The following is a 22,481-nucleotide window of genomic DNA, read 5'->3' as shown; positions in this document are numbered from 1 at the left end:
ATATATTTAATTTTAATAGAATTTGTTTTATTTAGATTTTTTAAAATAATATTTAAGGAGTGATATGTATGATAATTAAGATTCTAGGATCAGGATGCAAAAAATGCATTACATTAAAAGAAAATACTGAAATAGCATTAAAAGAAACAGGGAAGGAAGCTGAGATAATTAAAGTTATGGATTTTAAGGATATTATGGCTTATGGAGTAATGACAACTCCAGCACTAGTTATTAATGAAAAAGTTGTTTCCTTTGGAAAGGTATTAAAACCAAAAGAAATTATAAAGATTCTTGAAAGTTCTAAATAAAAATTCCTTATGTCTTCATTGGAAAAAATTTGTAGTTTATCTTAGGGAATAGTCTTTAAATAATAAATTAATATATTGGAGTATATATAATACTAATAAAAGCTTCTCAGCAAGTTTTTAGGGACCTATGGGTTGTCTTCCTATTACCATTCTTCGTAATACGTGTGATATGGTAGTTAGATAACCTATAGGTCTTAGTTTGTTTGTTTATATTGGTTCATTTCTAATATAAATAAAGTTCTAAAAAACTTAATTGTAAAAAAGAATTGTTAATTCAAGAAAATTGTAAGAACCATAAGATAAGACAATATATTTGAGTATAGCAGAGTATTTTATTATATTAATGATTTTATAATTAATGGATATTATGACATAATGTACATCAGAGTAATAATGGAATAAATTGAAAAATATATGGATAATTCTCTTTAGCTTTTAAATTTTTTTAATATTAGTGTAAGATAATCAAATCAAAAGCGTCTTATAAGTGAGGAGGTGATAGAGTGACGGAGTTTGAGGATATATATAATAATTATTTTAAAGATATTTTTTTGTATATATATAGTTTATCTGGAGATAGGCATATAGCAGAGGATATCACAGCTGAAACATTTATGAAGGCAATAAAATCTATTGAAAAATTTAAGGGTAACTGTGATATACGAGTGTGGTTATGTCAAATTGCAAAAAATTGCTACTTTTCTTTTCTGCGCAAGAAGAAAAAAACTATACATTTAGATGAACTTTCTGAACAAAAAGATAATTTTAATTTTGAACAAATAATATCTTCAACAGAAGAATCTATGGAAATTCACGAAATTCTTCATAATCTTGACGAACCATATAAAGAAGTATTTTCACTGCGAGTTTTTGGAGAATTGAGCTTCAAACAGATTGCTTGTTTGTTTGGAAAAAGTGATAATTGGGCTTGCGTTACGTATCACCGGGCTAGAAATAAGATCAAAGAGCGAATGGAGGATTATAAATGAAAGTACCTTGTAATGTGATTAGAGATCTTTTGCCTTTATATCTAGAAAATATTGCCAGTAATGATACTTGCATTATTGTGGAACAGCATATTAGTTTTTGTGAGGATTGTAGAAAGCAACTTGATGAGATGAAATTATATAATAATCCACCTATAGATACAGATGTAGCCCCACTGAGAAATCTAAAGGCTACTTTGCGTAAGAAAAAACTCCAAACAATTATTTTTTCTGTTATGTTGACCATAGTTATTGCTTCAATTACAATTGCTTTTTTTACTGCGCCAAAGTATATTCCTTATAGTGAAGGCACAGTATCCTTAATAGAAAAGGATAATGGGTCGGTACTTGCTTTATTCAGTGATAAAGTATCAGGATATGATATAAGTAGTTATCCTAATGATGACAACACAGGTTATGTTTACAATATAACTGCATGGGATAGTATTTGGAACAGAAGTATTGCTAAAAATCCTGCAAATAATACTGTTTTGAATCCAAATGGTGAAGTGGTAGATTCCGTCTACTATTATATGACTAATGGAAGTGAAGATAGATTAATATATGGTAATGACCAAAATCCTGGTGGAGGTGTTTTCACATTGCCAAGACTTGTTTTGGCATATTATTTAGTTATTGACTTAGCATTGGTAATGCTTTGTGGAATAATTATGTTTGTATTCCGAGGATATGAAAAAGTAAAAAATGTGACAATAAAAATTCTATTTTTGCCTATATCATATTTTTTAGGTCATCTTTGTATTAAAGGATTTACAACGTCATCATATTCTGCAGCAAGGGATTTTTTTGCAATCTTGCTAGTGATGATTCCACTGTACATTGGATTCCTATCTGCTATCAGTTTAATGAGAGAATATAGAAATGGTAAAAGGGACTAATATTTAAGTAGGTTTTTAAAAATTTAATTTACTGGTAACAGAAACGCACGATATACCCTCTATTATAAAATTTCGAGAACCTAATTAGTATTGGGAAATTAAATATTATGTGGTATAATAAGAAATAGTAGGAATGAATTGTGAAAAAATAAATAATTAAAATTTCAAATAAAGAATTTTAAATTAGGGGGAATAAAAAAATGGTAAGATATCGTTGTTCAGTATGTGGCTATATTCATGAAGGGGAGTTGCCAGAAGGTTTTAGATGTCCTAAATGTAAACAACCAGCCTCAGTATTTGTTAAAATTGAAGAAGAAAAAGAGATTAAAAATATTTACGCAGGAACAAAGACAGAAAAGAATTTGATGGAAGCTTTCTCAGGTGAAAGCCAGGCGAGAAACAAATATACATACTTCGCCAATATTGCACAAAGAGAAGGATACGATCAGTTAGCTGAAATTTTTCTAATGACAGCTAGAAATGAACAAGAGCATGCTCGTATATGGTATGAAGAGTTGGGTAATTTAGGAAACACTGCTGAAAATCTTTTACATGCAGCTGAAGGTGAAAACTATGAGTGGACAGACATGTATGATGGTTTTGCAAAGGATGCAGAAGCGGAAGGATTTAAGGAGTTAGCTGAAAGATTCCGTAGAGTGGCTGCTATTGAAAAATCTCATGAAGAGCGTTATCGTAAATTACTAAAAAATATTGAAATGCAACAGGTATTTGAAAAAGGTGAAGAAACTATGTGGGAATGTCGTGTTTGTGGACATCTTATAATGGGAAAAAAGGCTCCTGAAGTTTGTCCTGTATGTAAATATTCTCAAAGTTATTTCGAAGTTAGAAAAGAAAATTATTAATTTTAAGCCGTCACTTATTGTGGCGGTTTTTTTATTTTGCATATTAATATTGATGGATAGTTCTTTATATAATTCAAAGTAATAGTTTATAAATATGTAAACATTATAATTTTTATTGACAATGGATAATATTTTTGTTATTGTTTAAAAGTATGAAATTTGTGTGAACTTATATTAGGAGGATATTATGCAAGAAACAAAGGTTAAAGTAGTAGTAGCTGATCCGTCGGCAATAGGTTTATTTGGACTAGCAATGGTAACATTAGTAGCATCATCTCAAAAGTTAGGATTAACAGAGGGAGTATCTTTAGTATTACCATGGGCAATATTTTTAGGAGCAACAGCACAATTGTTGGCTTGTTTAAATGATTTTAAGCATAACAACACTTTTGGAGCAACTGCTTTTGGTGCTTATGCATTCTTTTGGTATGGTGTTGGTTTTACTTGGTTAATTCAAAATGGAGTATTTGGACCAGCCCTAGCAGCTAAAGCTGACATAAATCAATTAGGAGTTGCTTATTTAGGGTATTTAATTTTTACAATATTTATGACTATAGGTGCAATGGAAACTCATAAGGTGTTATTTACAATATTCCTATTGATAGATTTCCTATTCTTAGGATTAACGCTAACAACTTTTGGAATAATGGAGCATGGAACACATATGCTAGCTGCTTATTCTGAGTTAGCAATAGCTTTAGTATCTTTCTATGGTTCAGCAGCAGCAGTATTAAATACTCACTTTGGAAGAGTATTTTTACCTGTTGGAAAACCTTTTGGAATATTTAAGAAGTAATATTTAGGTGATGAATTTTTTCATCACCTTTTGTATATCCATGATACACAAAAGGTGATTCTAATTTTTATAGTGGTTATAAAGGTTTAAAGCCTCCAAGAATAGTTTATAAGCTATCCTTGGAGGCTTTTATATTTATATAAGAATTACACTAGTATTTAATTTCTATTTAGAAATATTTATTTTTTTACCTTCTTTACGCCACTTACTAAATTCAGCTGTTGCTGTGAAAAGTGCATCTGTGGATGAGTTAAGTGCAGTTTCAGCAGAATCTTGAATAACACCTACGATAAAACCTACACCAACTACCTGCATAGCAATGTCACTTGGGACTCCAAATAAGCTACATGCTAGAGGAACAAGTAATAGTGAACCTCCGGCTACTCCAGAAGCTCCACAAGCACTTACCGCAGAAAGTACACTAAGAATTATTGCTGTACCAATATCTACTTGGATACCAAGAGTATGAACAGCTGCAAGAGTTAAAACAGAAATAGTAATAGCTGCACCAGCCATGTTAATTGTGGCACCTAAAGGAATTGATACTGAATAAGTATCTTTATCTAAACCAAGTTCTTCACATAAACTCATATTTACAGGAATATTAGCAGCAGAACTACGTGTAAAGAATGCTGTGATTCCACTTTCTTTTAAGCATTTAAATACAAGGGGGTATGGATTTTGACGAATAGCTACGTACACCATTATTGGATTTACAACAAGAGCTACAAAAATCATACTTCCAAGTAGAAGTAAAAGTAATTTTCCATAGCTAAGAAGTGAAGCTATTCCACTTGTAACGATAGTATCAACTACAAGTCCCATGATTCCTAAGGGTGCAAAATTTATTACCCATACAACCATTTGAGATAATGCATCAGAAACATTGGAAATTATTAATTTTGTAGAACTTGCAGCATTTTTTAAGGCAAAACCAAGAATTACTGCCCAAGCTAATATACCAATGTAGTTAGCATTGAAAAGAGCCTTTACTGGATTATCAACTAGGTTTAATAGTAATGCTTTAAGAACTTCTACTACACCGCCAGGAGGAGTAATATTTTCTACCCCAGCTACAAGGGTTAGACTTACCGGGAACATAAAGCTTGCAATAACAGCTACAAGTCCGGCTAAGAATGTTCCTAAAAGATAAAGAATAATAACGGTTTTCATATTGGTTTCATGACCACTTTTGTGTTGGGAAATAGCACTGGTTACCAAAAATAAGACTAGGATAGGTGCAATGGCTTTTAAAGCACCTACAAATAAAGATCCAAAAATTGATAATGGTTTTGCTACATTAGGAATGGTTACGGCTAATATAATACCTATGATTAAACCTATGATTATACGTTTTACTAAACTTAATCCATTCCATTTCTTCATTAGATTCTTCATAATATTTTCCTCCTATAACGTTAAATAAAAAAAATAAGTTTCTGTGGCTTTAAATTTGTTACTAGGAAATTCTTTGGTAAAAATAAGTTTATCATGAATCTTCACTAATGTGAAGTGGAAAAGCATAATGAATTTTCAATTAATTAATGGTCACCTTTACATAAATAACCTATATAATAAACAATTAGAAAATAAAATCAGTTTTTAAATTATCTATTAAGGCTTATATTAACTAGGTTTATAAGTCATATAAATTAAATTTAAAATATTAATAAAATCAATTCAATTGCAAGAAAAAAAATTTTTCAAGCATTATGGAAAGATGCCACTATATATCTCTATACTATTTTGGGATAACAGTTCTAAAATTATTCATTGAAAATAAAAATTTAATTGAGAATACAGATTTTACTGATGTTAGAGTTATTGGATTTTTACTAGAATATGTGTATTATTTAAATAGTAAATATAAAAGTGAAGTTATTGTAAAAAATTAGTGGTAAGAGAAAATTTCTAGGGTGTTCAAAGTGTTATAGAATAGGATTATTTTGCATGAGTATTTGGAGGTGGAAGTATGGGAGATGTTATATATAGAAAATTAGAATTAGAGGAATGTGAGTATATAAACAAAATGAATCCATCTCAATATATAGGAAAAGCATGGAGAGATGTGGGTGGCAAACGTAAATTAGTAGAAATAAATTACCAAGATTGTGATTGGCCAAACGGCTATGAATATCATCTAAGAAATTTGAAGAAAACCATTTTAAGTGGGGGAAGTGCCATTGCTGCTTTTGATGATAATAATAAATTACTGGGGTTTTCAACAGTTAATCGTGAATTTTTTGGTGAAAAATTTAATTATGTTTTATTAGATCAGCTTTTCATAACCTTAGAGTGTAGAAATAAAGGAATAGGTAAAAATTTATTCGTACTTTCTGCCAATGTTGCAAGAGAGTGGAAAGCAGATAAAATTTATATTTGTGCAGGTTCTGCTGAAGAAACAATTGCATTTTATTTTTCAATAGGCTGTAAAGAAGCAGAGGAAATAAATAAAGAACTATATGAAAATGACCCAAGGGATTACCAATTAGAGTTTTCATTATAAAAATCACACATATATTATTTATTTTAGCAATATAAAAATAAGGATGCTATGTAAAAATTATAAGCATCCTTGTTTTATGTAACTTAGTTTAGGATTTATTTTTTTGCATAAATATAGGAATACTTTCTGCGAAAAATCTCATAAAAGTGTCTTTAAATTCTTGATCTTCCTGTTTTAAAACCCCTAGAGAATATTGCATTGCAACACCATCTAGAGCTGCTATTAAAATAGCAGCAAGACTTTTCTTACAGTTTTTATTTTCAATACCAAATGCGTAGAAGTACATATCTGCTACCTTGTTTATTATTTCATTATAATCTTGTTTAAGGCTTTCACTAAGAGAGCCACCCTTGGATAATACGTAGCCTATTAATAAAACCAAAAGGCGTTGCTCATTAACCTTAGACATACGTTCTCTAACTTTATTACTAATTTCATTTAACATATTTTCAGTGCTTTTAAGATTACTACTTTCATCTTTTTCAGAAAGTTTTTGAGCAAAGTACATAGCTTCCTTTACTGCGTGGTAGAATAGCTCGTCCTTATTCTTAAAATGATGATATATTGCACCAGTAGTAAGCCCAGCAGCTGAGGCTATTTGACGCATACTTGTTTCTTCAAAGCCGTTTTCTATAAATACACTAATTGCAGCATCTAAAATATGTTGCTTTTTTTCATTAGGTTCATTAGCGTTCATTTTATTCACCCCATTTAAAAATAGTATATCATATTTTTACAACATCATGGTTCACATATCATAGGACTATTATATCAAGGACATAATAGTCTGTATTTTCATAACATATTTATTATTTCGAATGTTAATTCATTGACAAAGGTAGGTGTGTATTATATTATAAACATAACAACTGTTATGTTATATTGTGGAACGGTTGGTAATAATATATTGTAACCTACTTCAATAAAGTAACCTAAATTAAATATGAAATGGGGGAGAGTTTACATGGAGGCATTTAAAGTTTTAGAAATTAAGCAAAGTGTTTTTGACAACAATGATCGTCAGGCTGAGCTACTTAGAGAAGAATTGAAAAAAGATGGGGTCTTTTTATTAAATCTTATGTCATCACCTGGTTCAGGGAAAACAACAACTGTTTTAAGAACAATTGAAGCTCTTCAAAATGAAATGAACATTGGTATTTTAGAAGCTGATATTGATTCAGACGTGGATGCACACAAGGTTTCAAAGACTGGAGTTAAAGTAATTCAACTGCATACAGGAGGAATGTGTCATCTTGATGCTGATATGACTAGACAAGGTTTAAAAGGTCTTGGAACAGATAATATTGATTTTGCAATATTGGAGAATGTTGGAAACTTAGTGTGTCCTGCGGAATTTGACACTGGTGCATCAAAAAATGCTATGATTCTAAGCATACCAGAAGGAGATGACAAGCCTTTAAAATATCCTTTAATGTTTTCAATAGTTGATGTTTTATTAGTCAACAAAATAGATGCATCGGACTATTTTGAATTTGATATGGAGGCAGTAAAAGAGAGGGTAAAAAAACTGAATCCTAATATTAAAGTTATTCCAATTTCAGCTAAAACTGGAGAAGGAATTGGAGAATGGGCTGACTGGATACGTGGACAAATAGATAATTGGAAAAATAAATAACTTTAAATAATTCATAACATTAAAAATATTATAAACTTACTTTAAAATATTTTGACTATATATAATAATCAGCTTCTTTCGGTTACTTTTGTTTTAATAACTTAATAAAACCTAAAAGTGCTGATTATTTTAATATAGTTAATAATAATAATAATGAGTCTTGCCATCTTTGCAATTCATTGTAAACGCTGGTGTTTATAGTTTTGTTTATGATGACATATAATTATTTTGGGGAGGGATAATATATGGTCAAGGAAAAGGTACTTGATCTTGCAAATCACATCAGTAATAAGAAACGTGGCTCGAAAAATGAAATCAAAGCTACAGATCCAGAGTATATGATTCTTGAACCTGTTGTTTCAGAAGAAATGGCTGAGGTGGTACTTTGTATGGAAATACGTAAAAAGGTTACTGCTAAAGATGTTGCTCCTTTATGTGGCAAATCTGTAGAGAGAACAACAGAACTTTTGTTAGAATTAGCGGATGCAGGGGTTTGTTTTGTAAATGAAATTGATGGAGTAGATACATTTTGGTATGAGACCTGGGTTCCAGGTATCATGGAAATGATGGTTAACAATAAGGAGAATGTTAAAAAGTATCCTCAGATTCCTAGGGCTTTTGAAGCCTATGGAAGAGTAAGAGGACCTAAGACAGCAGGAAGTTTTCCTGTAGGAGTAGGTCTTATGCGTGTTATACCTATAGAACATGCCATTGAAGGTGAAACTAGAAGAGCATCCTATGAGGAAGTTTCTAAGTATCTTAATGATAATGATATTTTTTCAGTTGCTGATTGTTCATGCCGTACAGCAAGAGAAGCTATGGGAGAAGGCTGCGGTCATCTTAAGGAAGACATGTGCATTCAGATGGGTCACGCAGCAGAATACTATATACGTACGAAGAGGGGCAAACAGATTACTCGTGAAGAAGCCTTTGAAATTATTAAGAGAGCAGAAGAAAACGGCTTAATGCATCAAATACCTAACTTAGATGGTTCTGGTAAAACTCATGCTATTTGTAATTGCTGTGGATGTTCTTGTCTTGCTTTAAGAACTGCTAGTATGTTTATTAACGCTGACATGGTACGTTCAAACTATGTTTCTAAAGTGGACAAAGAGAAATGTGTTGCTTGTGGAGAGTGCGTTCAAAATTGTCCTGTTAATGCACTACAATTGGGGCAAAAGTTATGTTCAAAAACACCAGTAACTACTGAGATAAAGAGAATTGATACTCCACGAGATACTGAGTGGGGTCCAGATAAATGGAATCCTGATTATAGAACCAATAGAAAAGATGTAGTTGATACAGGTACAAGTCCTTGTAAAACCAATTGTCCAGCTCATATTGCAGTTCAAGGTTATGTTAAACTTGCATCTCAAGGAAGATATAGGGAAGCTCTTGAACTTATCAAACAAGAAAATCCGTTTCCTGCAGTATGTGGACGTATTTGCCCAAGAAAGTGTGAAACAGATTGTACTAGGGGAGATATTGACGATCCAGTTGCTATTGATGAAATCAAAAAATTTATTGCTGAACAAGATTTAAATACTGATCATAGATATGTGCCTAAACGTAAGCACGAGTACGGTAAAAAAATTGCTGTTGTGGGAGCAGGGCCTTCAGGTCTTAGCTGTGCATACTACTTAGCCATTGATGGGTATAAAGTAACTGTGTTTGAAAAAGAAAATGTTCTTGGTGGAATGTTAACTTTAGGAATACCTTCATTCAGGCTTGAAAAGAATGTAATAAATGCTGAAATTGACATACTGAAAGAATTAGGCGTTGAATTCAAGACAGGGGTTGAGGTTGGAAGAGATATAAGTCTTAATGAATTAAGGGATCAAGGTTTTAAAGCCTTCTATATTGCAATCGGTGCATGTATGGGAAGGAAACTTGGTATTGAAGGTGAAAATGTAGAAAATGTTATAACCGGTATAGATTTTATGAGAGATGTTAACTTGGGTAAGGAGTTAAAACTTGAAGGCAATGTAATCGTAATCGGTGGTGGTAACGTTGCCATAGATGTTGCGAGAACAGCTACTAGAATTGGGAATACACAAATTAAAATGTACTGTTTGGAAAGTCGTGAACAAATGCCTGCACTTCCAGAGGAAATTGAGGAAGCATTATCAGAGAATATTGAAATTAATAATTCTTGGGGACCAAAGAGAGTAATTGTTGAAAATGGTCGTGCTACAGGAGTAGAATTCAAGAAATGTATTTCTGTATTTGATAAGAGTGGAAGATTTAATCCATCTTATGATGAAAATAACACTATCATAGTTAAGGCTGATACTGTACTGCTTTCAATAGGTCAAGGAATGAATTGGGGAGAACTTTTATCAGGTAGTAAAATTGAACTAAATAGAAATAATACTATTAAAGCAGATCCATTTACATTACAGACAGGTGAGCCTGATGTTTTTGCTGGTGGTGATGCATTAACAGGACCTAAGTTTGCAATAGATGCAATTGCTTTAGGTAAAGAAGGTGCAATTTCAATTCATCGTTATGTTCAGCCAGGACAAAGTTTGATTATTGGTCGAGATAGAAAAGAATATCATGCATTAGATAAGGAAAATATAGAACTTCAAGGATATGATAGTACTCCTAGACAGAGTGTAGGTCATGTAGATGGAAGCAAGTCAAGGAAAACCTTTAAAGACTTGCGTGAAACATTTACTGAAGACCAGATAAAAAGGGAAACAGAACGTTGTCTTAGCTGTGGTGCAACGGTTGTAGATGAATTCCTGTGTGTAGGATGTGGACAATGTACCACTAAATGTAAGTTTGATGCTATTTCCCTTGTAAGAAAATATGATGGTGAGGGTGTAGCCTATGAGGATTTAAAACCTGTAGTTATAAAGCAAATTCTTAAACGTAAAGTGAAAATTACAACTAAAAAAGTAAAGAAACTTTTTAAATAACTTAGTTAACTATAAAAGATTTTATAAAGTAATTTTAAATTTAGATAGGGGTAGAGGGTGAATAAAATGTTTGAATTTAATTATGTTGAAGGAGCAACAATGTTTTCTGCATGGGGAATGTGGTTTGTAGTTTTTGCAGGTTTGTTTTTATTCAATGAATTTTCTAGAAGACAGAAGTGGGCAGGATTTTTTAGTTTTGTTATTTTGCCAATTATTTTAACAGTTGTTTGGATGACTGTTTTAAAGGATGTTACCTATACTGACTGGTTCCATCTAGCTAAAGTTTATTCTGCAACAGCAGGATGTATTGGATTTTGGTGTATTCGTCATATCGAGAAAAAGGATAAAATTACTGGTGAGGTTGTTTGGAGACTAGCTGATAATAAAATTGCACTATGCTTTCCACCGTTGATTCTAGCTATTAACATTATAGAAGCAGTGGCAAGAGATATTGAGGTTGGATCCACTTATTGGATGATGAATTCAGGAGCTATTGAAGGAGAAGTAGTAGGTGTAATGGGTGGTCCATGGAATTATATGAATGCAGCGGCTGGTATACTAAATATCATTGCTATAACTGGTTGGTTTGGAATAGTAATTAGAAAACAAACTAAAAAGGACAAAAGTAAGGATATGCTATGGCCTGATATGCTTTGGTTCTGGATTATTGCATATGATTTATGGAATTTTGTATATACTTATAATTGCATACCTACTCATTCTTGGTATGCAGGCTTAGCATTACTCATTGCACCAACTCTATGTGCATTTACTGTTGGAAAAGGTGCTTGGCTACAGCATAGAGCTCAGACCTTAGCTATATGGTGCATGTTTGCTCAAACTTTTCCAAATTTCCAGGATACAGGAATGTTTGTAGTTAAATCAACTTACAATACTACTATTTATACAATTTTAGGAGCTATAGCTCTTGCAAGTAATATAGCTGTATTTCTTTATATGATATATAAAATAAAGAAAACTAAGAGAAATCCATACAAGGGAGAACTTTATACTGACCTTGATGAGTTTAAAGAAATTAAAATGATGATGTAAAGCGATATATTATGATTATAGAAGGCAAAAAATAGGCCTATAGGCCTATTTTTGCTATCTAGAACTATTAAGATAATACAATATACAATAATTAAGTTCTAATACGTATCTATTAATTGAAAATAATAGATTATACACTTATTGGTTATTGTTGTTTACAAATTTAGATACTATAAAAATTATTATTGCTGATATAATAGCTATGCCAGCAAATAAAAATCCTATTGGTATAAGAAAGAATGGTTCAGATAGAGTTCCATCTGGCAAGACTTCGGAACCTACTACATTAAATATCGTAAAACACGCTATACTAGCTACTACTAAAAGAATACTAAATAAATATTTTTTCATTTTTAATTTTCCTCCTATAAATTTTTGTACTTCAGATTAATTTTTGTTTGCAATTAAGTACTTTATAAATTCTGTACCTTTTAATATCATTTTATACTTGGAAAATAGAATTGTCAATAAATATTTATTGATTTACAATAAATATTTATTATTAATACAACCTAATTGGTGTCGAAAGGGTTGCGTTTCGATTTACAACTGAGGTTCCGATTTACAACTGCGGAGATAAAATAGATGGTTTTAAATGCTTGACTTTGGGGAGCATTTTATTTTGTAAAGGAGTGAATATTATGCACATGGCTGATGCTTTGATTTCACCAGTGGTGGGAGGAACTATGTTGGCTGCTACTACTGGAATTACAGCTTATTCAATTAAAAAAATACAGAATGATATGGATGAAAAGAAAATTCCCTTAATGGGGGTAATGGGAGCCTTTGTTTTTGCTGCACAAATGATTAATTTTTCAATCCCTGGTACTGGTTCTAGTGGACACATTGGAGGAGGAATACTACTTGCAATATTATTAGGGCCCTATGCGGGATTCTTAACTATGGCTTCTGTTTTGTTAATTCAAGCACTGTTCTTTGGAGATGGCGGGTTACTTGCCTATGGTTGTAATGTATTTAACCTTGGATTTTATACTTGTTTTATAGCATACCCTTTAATTTATAAATGGTTTACACGTAAAGGGATTACTACTAAGAAGATCTTTGGTGCCTCAATGGCATCTACTATAGTTGGTCTTCAAATAGGAGCTTTTAGCGTTGTACTTCAGACTCTTATGTCTAGAAAGACTGAATTGCCTTTTGGAACCTTTTTATTGTTAATGCAACCAATACATCTAGCAATCGGAGTAGCTGAAGGGTTTGTTACATCAGCAATTGTTACTTTTGTATGGAAGGCTAGACCAGAAATTCTAGAAAAGGCAGCTAGAGGAGAAGCTCTTGGTAATATATCTATGAAAAAGATACTTACTAGCCTGGTAATTGGAGTAGTTTTAGTTGGCGGAACGCTTTCTTGGTTTGCCTCTTCAAATCCTGATGGATTGGAATGGGCTATGGAAAAAACTTCAGGAACAGCAGAATTTGAAACACCAGATGGAATTCATAATACATTATCAGAAATACAAAGTAAGATAGCGTTTTTGCCTGATTACAGTTTTAAGGCAAAGGAAGACGAAAGTGAAAAAGAAGCAGCTGTAGAAGTTGAAGAGCAATGGCCTGCAGTTAGTGCTGGAACAAGTGTTTCAGGTATCGTTGGTGGAATATTGACACTTGCACTGGCAGCATTCACAGGATTTGTTATCAGCTTAGTTAAAAAAAGAAAAGAAAAGTTTAATAATAAAAATAAGCTAGGTGGTAATGAAACCACCAGTAAAATTCTACAATAAGGATTTGATTTTACATGGCAAAAGTAATAAATTCTCTTTATAATATGAGACTTCTAGGTGATTTAGCAGGGAAAGAAACCACAATACATGGGCTTCATCCCATTACAAAGTTATTAACTACAATTGTTTACCTAACTGTAGTTGTATCATTTGGAAGATATGAAATTAGTAGTCTTTTGTCTTTTATTTTCTATCCTGTGGTTATTTTTGTGTTAGCAGAGCTGCCAGTTGTTCCAATCCTTAAAAGACTATTACTTGTAGAGCCTTTTATTATTGGAATTGGCATATTAAACCCCTTATTTAATCATCATACAATGGCTCTAGGAGGTATTGTTATTTCAAGAGGATGGGTAATATTTTTATCTATTTTTATAAAATGTGGTTTAACGGTAACTGTTAGTATTTTATTAATTGCAACTACAGGAATGGATAAATTGGCTGTAGCATTGCGTATGCTGAAAGTTCCTAAAATCTTTGTATTACAGTTATTATTAACATATAGATATATATCTGTGCTGATAGAAGAGGTTTCTAGAATGATGAGAGCATATTTACTTAGGGCGCCTGGACAAAAGGGCATACATAGAAATGTTTGGGGTTCTTTTGCAGGACAGTTGATACTTAGGACATTTGATAGGGCACAACGGGTGTATCAATCTATGAATATGAGAGGATTTACAGGTGAGTATAATACAGGAAATATTGAAAAATTAAGCTTTAGTGATTTTGCATATTTAGCAGGTTGGAGTATATTTTTCATTTTAGCAAGAATTTATAATATACCTATGCTTATAGGTTCATTAATTACGGGGGTGATTAAATAGATGAGTTGTCATAAACTTGAGGTAAGGAACTTATATTTTTCCTATCCTGATGGACATGTAGCAGTAAAAGATATATCATTCACAATCCATCACGGTGAATCTGTGGGAATTATTGGTGCCAATGGTGCAGGAAAGTCCACACTATTAATGCTTTTGATGGGAGTTCTATTTCCAAGTAACGGAGAGGTGGTCATAGGAGATGTGTATGTATCAAAAAAAACATTACCCTTGATTCGTCAGAGGTTAGGAATGGTTTTTCAAGATCCTGATGATCAGTTGTTTATGACAACTGTATATGATGATGTGGCTTTTGGACCACGAAATTATAATTTTGATGAAAAAGAAGTTGAAATCAAAGTTACAAAGGCTTTAGAGTTAGTAGGAATATCTCACTTGAAAGATAGAGCACCCTTTAAATTATCAGGTGGAGAAAAGCGAGCTGCTGCAATTGCATCGGTTCTATCAATGGAACCAGATGTATTAGTTATGGATGAGCCAACAGCAGCTTTAGATCCTAAATCAAGACGAAGATTAATCAATTTATTAAAAGGCTTTCAGCACACAAAAATAATAACTAGTCATGATTTAGATATGGTATTTGATACTTGTAAAAGAATTATTGTGATAAAAGAGGGTGAAATTGCTGCAGACGGAAACACAGTGGATATTTTAAGTAACGCGGATTTACTAAATGATTGTGGATTAGAAATACCTCTTTCACTTCAAAATTGTCCAATCTGTGGAGCTTCAAAAAATGATTTCTATAACATATAAACCACCCAATAATTATGGCTTTTGATTTGGTATAATATAGGGGGATAAAATGCGAATTGTAGTTATAGATGGACAAGGTGTGGAATATGGAAGGAAAAGAGTAATTATTTTCACATTTATAGATACCTAGCATAATATATTATTGAATTATTATTTCTGGAGGAAATTTTAGTGTATATTAAGCCTAGAGTAGAGAATCAAATGATGTATAATACTCAGTTACAAGAGGCTCTTGAGAGAGTGAAAGAGGCAGTTCAAGGTGAAAGAGAAGATGAACTTTTTTATGATTTTCTCATAAGTATGGCACCTACTGTGGAAGAAAAAGACATTATAACGTCTATACGAGATGATGAACGTAGACATAATAGAGAGTTTAGAAAAATTTATAAGGACTTTACCGGTATGGAGATTCCAACGGTAGAAGACGAGTCTTTTGAAAGACCAGAGTCATATATAGATGGTATTAAAAAAGCTTTATTCGGAGAGCTAAGAGCGGTAGAAAGATATAGAGATATTAGAAAAGCTTTAGGTATGGGCCCACAAAGAGATGTTTTATTTGATATAATTACAGATGAATTGAAACACTCTTCAAAATATAATTATCTTTTTACTTTGAACAGAAGTATGGAAAGTCCATCTATGAATAGACGTTCAATGCAGGATACTTCTAAATTTACGCCAGATGACTGGGTAAGGTATATAACTCCATTAGTAACTCGTGCTTTAGCAGAAGCGAGAGAAGGGATTAATCCTGAACATTTATATCAAGAATTTATCCTATCAGGTGTCCTTGTCGGTTTGGGAAAAACTCCTCAGGAAGCTATTGAACAGGTGGAAGAGTGGGAAAGGACAGGTGCATCTAAACTGCTTGCAGAGAGTAAAATGGCAAGGGGTTACTATTATTACTAGAGTATGAAACTAAAAAGTAAAATGCGATATCTTAGTATTTAAGTTATCGCATTTTTGTTTTTAATTGAAAAGAATATCGATTAAATATTAGTATCATAAGTTATAGAGGTTATTATAGCTATGTATATTAATATCATCAATAAATGAAGTGGATCTAATACTTTTACAAAAGCTTGAAAAAAATCATTTATTGAGGAAGGTTTTTCTACATAGATGCAGAATAGTAAATAGAGACAAAGATTTACTATAGGAGGTAAATAAAATGGCAGAAACACAAGGTATATTAACATGGACACTAGTATCTGAATGCCCAATTCCAAATGATGTTAATGATTTATTGGTTGAAGGAGAAGTAGCAATTGCTGCTTATAAAACATTCCGAGATAGTGCAATTTTTACTAATAAAAGATTAATTGTAAGAGATGCACAAGGGCTTACTGGCAAGAAAGTAGAGGTGTATTCTTTACCATATTCTTCTATTAACATGTGGTCTACTGAAAATGCAGGGAAGCTTTTTGATCTTAGTGCAGAAGTTGAATTATGGACTAGAGCAGGTCAAATCAAAGTAAATCTACAAAAGGGAGTAGATATCCGTAAATTGGATAAATTAATAGCTAATGCACTTTTAAAATGATAATCATAGACATATGTAAAGTGAATAAGTTTTAAATTTTATTTAGTGATTTATTCCACATCATAGGTTGCAGTAATATAATTCTGATATTTAATAAACAGCCGTTATTTAAGTTTTTAAGTAGCGGCTTTAACTTTTATAAACATTACCTTGAAATTTATTATCTACAAACTGGCTTATTATCCTTTGTTGCATTTCGATGGTATTTAATGTAAAATATTATTAGGGGGTGATTAAGATGGAAGAAGACATGAAGTTGAAATCAACACCAATACAAAGGAATGAATATGATGTTGCCATTGAATTGACTAATTTATATTTTTCATATCGAACAGATTCACCAGAAGTTGAAGAAATTCAACAGGTATATGCTAGATTTTATGCTGTAGTTTGTGGAATGGATGTTAAATTCAGAAATGGTATACCAGTAAACAAGATTGAAGAATTATTATCAGAAGCATTAAAAGAAAAATAAGTTCATTGGAGAACTCTCATTATGAGGGTTCTTTTTTTCTATTTTTTAATAGAGTAGCATTTTAATGAAAAAATAGTGATTTAATCATTTAAATATGTAGAATTATTATGTATAATGTAGCTAAATGGAATAGTATTTTATATAAAAACAAAGGAGGAAGGTGATTATTATTAGAAATAAAAGAATTTATATTTTCATTGTAATTATGGCTGTAATGATGCTTTGTTTAACTACTTATAGCGAAAATATAATAATGGCTAAGTCTAAAGATGATGAATTAATTAGTAATAAAATTAAAGCGCCTTTTTATCCATGGGATAATGAATTACCCAATATAGAAACACCAGAGGGATTTCAATGGAGGGAATTTCAAGGTACTACCCTTAATTTTGTAGTAGAAAATAATATAAATGCTAATATTCTTTCTAGGGAGTGTAGAAATTTTACTGAAAAAACTGGTATTAGAGTAAACATTAGACCAATGGACTATAGTACAATGATAAATAAGATAAATAATGATTTTATATCTGAAAGAGCAAAGTTTCAACTTGTTTATGTAGACCCATATCAAACTCTTAACAGGTTTCATAACAATCTAGAGGATTTAAATTTATATAATAATGATCCTAAAATGCCTCATATACCAGGTGGTATGGAGGATTTCTTTGATGATCAGGTAAATATTTTATCCTACTTTGGAGATAAAACTAAGTTATGTGCTATACCTTTTGATACTACAACTATGATTTTCTTCTATAGAAAGGATATTTTCGAAAAGTATAGAGAACAGTTTATGGCTGAAAATGGATTTGATTGGACTCCAGGACAGAAAGATTTTACTTGGGAAAGGTATTGTATTGTTTCAAAATGGATTGATGAAAATGTTCCAGATGAGGAAGTTAAATATGGAAGTGCACAAATGGCTCAATTACATAATTCAGTATATTGCGATTTTTCTAATGTCCTTGAATCCTATGGAGGGGATTATTTTGATGATCCCTATGTTAATACATTAGGAGTAGAAAAACCCAAAATGGTTTCAGTTAAAAATCATAACCTTGAAGATGGATTAAGTATGTACAAGCAGATGGTAGAAGTGGGTGAACCAGATAGTATTAATTGGAATTGGACTGATACTGCGGAAGCTTTTAAGAATGGTGAAATTGCAATGATGGCAAACTGGGATGAAAATGGAGCTGTAGTAGAAAATCCTAATTTATCTAAAGTGGCAGGTAAGGTTGGTTATAGCATCTTGCCCTATGGAAATGTGAGAAGTGCCAATATATATGGAGGAGCAGGAATAGGAATTAATAGTAATGCTTCAGAAATTGAAAAGAAAGCTGCCTGGTTATTTATAGTTTGGGCTACTGCACCTCAGACTCAAAGTATGGTTTTATGGGAACCAGAAGGTGGAAGCATGCCACCAAGAAAATCTGTATATAATAGCAAGGATGTACAAGACATTATAGAAAATGTAAAAAGTAATACAAATGAAATAAGTAATTTAAACCACTTACCTGCACTACTAGAGGTCTGGAAAGAGGATAATGTATATTTTAGATCTAAGATTAGTAATTTCTATTTTGTAGAGCAAATTATTATTAATAATGTAAGAGATATGGTTAAGAATGATTTAGATCCTAAGGTAGTAGCAGATAAAATTTTAAAAGAGTTGAGTTTACTACAATGAAGAGCGGGGATAAAATGAGAACTTCATGGATTAGAAAGAGCTTTAGAAATAAATTGCTAGTTATTTTTATTCTATTAATATTTATACCTATTGGATTTATATATATTATTTATAACAATGTAATGAAATCAATTATTACTACAAAGTATAGTGAATCTGCAAAACAATCTGTATATGAGGCAGGAAGCAATATTGATTTTATAATTGATAGCATTGCTGACCTGTCAGACATGGTTGTTACCAATAGAGATTTTATTGAAAGCTTGAAAGGCTCATCAACTAAAAGTCATGAGGAATTAAATAATATACTGAGAAATTTTTGTACTACAAATGAAGAGGTGGAAAGTATATACCTTACAACTAAACATAATATTTATAATGTAGGGGCTAGCAAAACCTATGTTAAACAGGGAATTGATATTAATAATATCAATATGACTCATGGTGAGTTAGTTTGGTTTGATACAATTCCTGTTAGAGTTAAGATATTGTCGGGAGAAATTCCTAAGAACTATTTTTCTTTAGGAAGAAAGATAATAGACTTAAATAGCTTAAAGGATATGGGAACAATATTTATTGATGTAGATGAAACCATATTAGAGGATTCTTATAAAAGTCTAATTACAGAGGAGAATAGTGAATTATTTATTTGTAATGAAAAGGGTCAAATAATTAGTCATCCTAATAAAGAAATTATAGGAAAGAATATAGAAGAAAAAAATTATGCAAAAGAAGTTCTATCATCTAAAATAGATATGGGTTCAATAGAGTTTACTGATGATAATGTTGAAAAGGTATGTATATACTCTAATATTACATCAACAGATTGGAAGATTGTAAAAATAGTAACTAAAGATTATCTATACAAAGAAATTACAAATATGCAACGATATATGTTAATAGGTGTAATAATTTATGTAGTTATAACTATAATAATTTGTTTATTCTTTTCGTCTCAAATTTCAAAACCCATGGTGAGTATGAGAAATATGATGAAGAAGGCTGAAGATGGAGATTTACATGTGCGCATAAATATAGATAGAATTGACGAGTTAGGGGAACTTGGAAACAGCTTTAATAATATGATAGGGAAGATGAATGAAGTTGTTGATAAGCTAGTAGAAGAAGAAAGAATAAAAAAAGAGTTAGAACTTGAGACATTGCATGCTCAGATTAATCCACACTTCCTGTATAATACACTAAATACTATAAAGTGGATGGCAAAGATACAAGGAGATAAATCTGTAAGTAATGCAGTAACTTCACTGATAAAACTTCTAAGGGTAAGTATAAACTTAGGAAAGGAAATGATTACTCTAGAAGATGAGGTAGATTACGTTAAGAATTATATTAAAATACAAAATCTAAGATTCAATGAAAAAGTTAACATTATTTATAATATTCATGAAGACTGCCTTAATTGCTCAATACCGAAATTAATTTTACAGCCTATTGTAGAGAATTCTTTGATATATGGAATTAGGGAAGATGAAGAAGAGGAACCATTGGAAATATCTATAGAAGCATGTATAGAAGGTGAAAACTTAATTATTCTTGTAGAAGATAATGGACCTGGCATCAGTGAAGAGGATTTAGAAAAAATCTTTACTAAAGAAAAGGATGTAAATAAATTTAGTAAAGTTGGATTAAACAATGTTAATGAAAGAATAAAGCTTTATTGTGGTGAAGAATATGGGATTAAGATAGGAAATAGAAGTGAAATAGGTACATATGTTAAGGTGACGATTCCTAGGAGTATAATGAGGAAACCTACTGGTGACTTTTTAGTAGATAAAGAGGGTGATGAAAGTTTATAAGGTTTTAATTGTAGATGATGAGGTTCTTGTAAGAGTAGGATTAAAATCCACAATAGATTGGAATAGCATAGGCTTTACAGTTATAGGTGAGGCTCCAAATGGTGAAAAGGCCTATGAGATGTATAAGCTATATAACCCAGATGTAATTATAACAGATATAAAAATGCCTAAGAAGGATGGTTTATGGTTAACTGAAGAAGTAAGAAAAGAAGATAGCTTAACTCAAATACTGGTATTAACTTGCTATGATGATTTTACAAATGTAAGACAAGCTCTAAAATGTGGAGCTAATAATTATATTCTTAAATCAGAGGTAGAGGATGAGGAACTTATAAGTACCATGCTAGAGGTAAAAAGAAATTTAGATAATATGGATAAGGATGCACTAGGTAAGGATAAGGCTAGTGAAACCTTAATGAAGGGTAAAAGTCAGCTTATAGAATATCTTATAGATGGTTCAAGTTCCTTTGATGAAGTAGATTTTGAGGGGTTTAAACAGATAGACTTTAATATTTATGGAGGAAAATATTCTATTTTAGGTTTCTTCCCTGAAACTAATGATATTATTACATCCATTAAAGAAAGAGAAAATGAAAATGTGAAAAATGCTATGATAGAGCTTATAACGTGGATATTTTCTAAAGAAAAAATACAATGTGTTCTGAAGGAACAGGAGGATGGACTTATATATTTTATATCCAAGGAAGATATTAAATATGGTGAAGTACAAGAGGTAATTAAATATATAAAGATCACTGTAATGCAATATTTTAATATTAAGCTAGATGTAATATATACACCTATGTTTAGTGAGCTTAGAGAATTTCCAAATTGTTTTAAGGAATATATAGAAAGAACAAAAGATATATTCTATTTGCCTTTGGGTTCTGTAGTAGAAACTAGAGAAAATAAAGAATTGAAGGATATAAATATGCTGAAGTTCGAAAAACAATCTAAGAGTATTCTTATAAACTTTATAGAAGAAGGAAATCTAGAGGGTGGAAAAAGTCATATAGAGAGTATAGAGAAGAAAATAAATGGTTGTAAAATATCAGAGTTAACATGTAAGCTTATGTATTGTAATATTATTGTTAGTATATTAGAAAAGTATGAAGAATATTTTCAAGGTAATGATTATGATACCTTATATCAGGGGTATTACAATAAAATTATGGATTCTACAAGAATTATGTTTATATCAAAACTAATGTGTAAATTTTTAGAGGAGATATGTCAGTTAGTTCTAAGAATAAGGGATGATCAGAATTCTAAATATATTATAAATAAAGTTGTGGAGTACATTGAAAAAAATTATTCAAGTAAAGTTACCCTAGAAGATATCGCTACTCATATTAATCTATCTAAACAATACCTATCATTTTTATTTAAAAAAGAGACAGGAATAAATATTTCTTCGTATATTATTAATCTGCGTATAGAAAAAGCGAAGGAAATGATTAATAAAGGTGAAGATAGCATGAAAGTTATCTATCAAAGGGTCGGATTTACAGATCAACAGTATTTTTATAAGACTTTTAAAAAAGTAACAGGATTAACTGTAGGTCAATATAAAGATACCATATAAAAATAGATAAAGTGTAGCACATTAATACTATTTAACTATGTTAAGTAGTATTTTTTTTAT

General features: G+C 31.2%; 21 protein-coding genes. 18 read left to right on the top strand and 3 right to left on the bottom strand.

Annotated features, from left to right (window positions below; translation table 11 throughout):
- Window positions 1–68: 68 nt before the first annotated feature.
- The 5 genes from B3086_RS12120 to B3086_RS12100 all read left to right on the top strand — a co-directional run bounded on the left by B3086_RS12120 (window position 69) and on the right by B3086_RS12100 (window position 3,852).
- Window positions 69–308 (top strand): thioredoxin family protein, encoded by a 240-nt coding sequence (locus tag B3086_RS12120; protein ID WP_035135794.1) that lies wholly within the window; start codon window positions 69–71, stop codon window positions 306–308.
- A gap of 503 nt (window positions 309–811) precedes the next feature.
- Entirely contained in the window at window positions 812–1,297 is a 486-nt protein-coding gene (locus tag B3086_RS12115; RefSeq protein ID WP_346877037.1) for an RNA polymerase sigma factor, read from the top strand.
- Complete coding sequence (locus tag B3086_RS12110) at window positions 1,294–2,193, top strand: zf-HC2 domain-containing protein (protein WP_346846400.1); 900 nt, start codon at window positions 1,294–1,296, stop codon at window positions 2,191–2,193. The genes B3086_RS12115 and B3086_RS12110 overlap by 4 nt, the downstream gene beginning before the upstream one ends.
- Window positions 2,194–2,393: 200 nt before the next feature.
- On the top strand, window positions 2,394–3,056 hold the full coding sequence (gene rbr, locus B3086_RS12105; protein WP_346846401.1) for a rubrerythrin: 663 nt from the start codon (window positions 2,394–2,396) through the stop codon (window positions 3,054–3,056).
- 187 nt (window positions 3,057–3,243) lie between these two features.
- A complete protein-coding gene (locus B3086_RS12100; protein WP_035130633.1) occupies window positions 3,244–3,852 on the top strand; it encodes an acetate uptake transporter in 609 nt (202 codons plus the stop codon).
- Between the two features lie 165 nt (window positions 3,853–4,017).
- Here B3086_RS12100 and sstT read toward each other — a convergent pair whose 3' ends face one another.
- Window positions 4,018–5,250, bottom strand: a complete 1,233-nt coding sequence (gene sstT / locus B3086_RS12095) for a serine/threonine transporter SstT (protein ID WP_346846402.1) — start codon at window positions 5,248–5,250, stop codon at window positions 4,018–4,020.
- Between the two features lie 574 nt (window positions 5,251–5,824).
- Here sstT and B3086_RS12090 point away from each other — a divergent pair.
- Window positions 5,825–6,358 carry a GNAT family N-acetyltransferase gene (locus B3086_RS12090; protein WP_346846404.1) on the top strand — a complete coding sequence of 178 codons (534 nt, stop codon included), beginning with the start codon at window positions 5,825–5,827 and terminating at the stop codon, window positions 6,356–6,358.
- An 88-nt stretch (window positions 6,359–6,446) separates the two neighbouring features.
- Here B3086_RS12090 and B3086_RS12085 read toward each other — a convergent pair whose 3' ends face one another.
- Window positions 6,447–7,055, bottom strand: a complete 609-nt coding sequence (locus B3086_RS12085) for a TetR/AcrR family transcriptional regulator (protein ID WP_346846405.1) — start codon at window positions 7,053–7,055, stop codon at window positions 6,447–6,449.
- 267 nt (window positions 7,056–7,322) lie between these two features.
- Between B3086_RS12085 and hypB the strand changes: the two genes are divergently transcribed.
- From hypB to B3086_RS12070, 3 genes are all read left to right on the top strand, one after another.
- Window positions 7,323–7,994 (top strand): hydrogenase nickel incorporation protein HypB, encoded by a 672-nt coding sequence (hypB, locus tag B3086_RS12080; RefSeq protein WP_346846406.1) that lies wholly within the window; start codon window positions 7,323–7,325, stop codon window positions 7,992–7,994.
- Between the two features lie 245 nt (window positions 7,995–8,239).
- Window positions 8,240–10,918, top strand: a complete 2,679-nt coding sequence (locus B3086_RS12075) for an FAD-dependent oxidoreductase (protein ID WP_346846407.1) — start codon at window positions 8,240–8,242, stop codon at window positions 10,916–10,918.
- Between the two features lie 66 nt (window positions 10,919–10,984).
- Window positions 10,985–11,971, top strand: a complete 987-nt coding sequence (locus B3086_RS12070) for a DUF5692 family protein (RefSeq protein WP_346879359.1) — start codon at window positions 10,985–10,987, stop codon at window positions 11,969–11,971.
- A gap of 138 nt (window positions 11,972–12,109) precedes the next feature.
- Here the strand turns inward: B3086_RS12070 and B3086_RS12065 are convergent, their stop codons facing one another.
- Window positions 12,110–12,322, bottom strand: a complete 213-nt coding sequence (locus B3086_RS12065; RefSeq protein WP_346846409.1) for a DUF3955 domain-containing protein — start codon at window positions 12,320–12,322, stop codon at window positions 12,110–12,112.
- A gap of 290 nt (window positions 12,323–12,612) precedes the next feature.
- On the opposite strand from B3086_RS12065, the gene B3086_RS12060 reads away from it, so the two are divergent.
- The 9 genes from B3086_RS12060 to B3086_RS12020 all read left to right on the top strand — a co-directional run bounded on the left by B3086_RS12060 (window position 12,613) and on the right by B3086_RS12020 (window position 22,421).
- Window positions 12,613–13,713: an energy-coupling factor ABC transporter permease gene (locus tag B3086_RS12060; protein ID WP_346846410.1), complete on the top strand. Its 1,101-nt coding sequence runs from the start codon at window positions 12,613–12,615 to the stop codon at window positions 13,711–13,713.
- Between the two features lie 14 nt (window positions 13,714–13,727).
- Complete coding sequence (gene cbiQ / locus B3086_RS12055; RefSeq protein WP_346846411.1) at window positions 13,728–14,537, top strand: cobalt ECF transporter T component CbiQ; 810 nt, start codon at window positions 13,728–13,730, stop codon at window positions 14,535–14,537.
- Window positions 14,538–15,311, top strand: a complete 774-nt coding sequence (locus tag B3086_RS12050; RefSeq protein ID WP_346846412.1) for an ABC transporter ATP-binding protein — start codon at window positions 14,538–14,540, stop codon at window positions 15,309–15,311.
- Between the two features lie 171 nt (window positions 15,312–15,482).
- On the top strand, window positions 15,483–16,220 hold the full coding sequence (locus tag B3086_RS12045) for a ferritin-like domain-containing protein (protein WP_346846413.1): 738 nt from the start codon (window positions 15,483–15,485) through the stop codon (window positions 16,218–16,220).
- Between the two features lie 262 nt (window positions 16,221–16,482).
- Window positions 16,483–16,854: a PH domain-containing protein gene (locus B3086_RS12040; protein WP_035130653.1), complete on the top strand. Its 372-nt coding sequence runs from the start codon at window positions 16,483–16,485 to the stop codon at window positions 16,852–16,854.
- Window positions 16,855–17,092: 238 nt separating this feature from the next.
- Entirely contained in the window at window positions 17,093–17,329 is a 237-nt protein-coding gene (locus B3086_RS12035) for a hypothetical protein (protein WP_346893455.1), read from the top strand.
- Window positions 17,330–17,489: 160 nt separating this feature from the next.
- A complete protein-coding gene (locus B3086_RS12030) occupies window positions 17,490–19,019 on the top strand; it encodes an ABC transporter substrate-binding protein (RefSeq protein ID WP_346846415.1) in 1,530 nt (509 codons plus the stop codon).
- Window positions 19,016–20,836, top strand: coding sequence for a sensor histidine kinase (locus B3086_RS12025; protein ID WP_346846416.1), 1,821 nt, complete (start codon window positions 19,016–19,018; stop codon window positions 20,834–20,836). The genes B3086_RS12030 and B3086_RS12025 overlap by 4 nt, the downstream gene beginning before the upstream one ends.
- Window positions 20,823–22,421, top strand: a complete 1,599-nt coding sequence (locus tag B3086_RS12020; protein WP_346846417.1) for a response regulator transcription factor — start codon at window positions 20,823–20,825, stop codon at window positions 22,419–22,421. Before B3086_RS12025 ends, B3086_RS12020 begins: the two co-directional genes overlap by 14 nt.
- Window positions 22,422–22,481 lie beyond the last annotated feature (60 nt).

The sequence above is a fragment of the Clostridium sp. UBA871 genome (assembly GCF_002295255.1).
GTDB lineage: Bacteria > Bacillota > Clostridia > Clostridiales > Clostridiaceae > Clostridium_J > Clostridium_J sulfidigenes.
The sequence above is the reverse complement of the archived record's forward strand: the minus strand, read 5'-3'. Positions and strand labels throughout refer to the sequence as shown.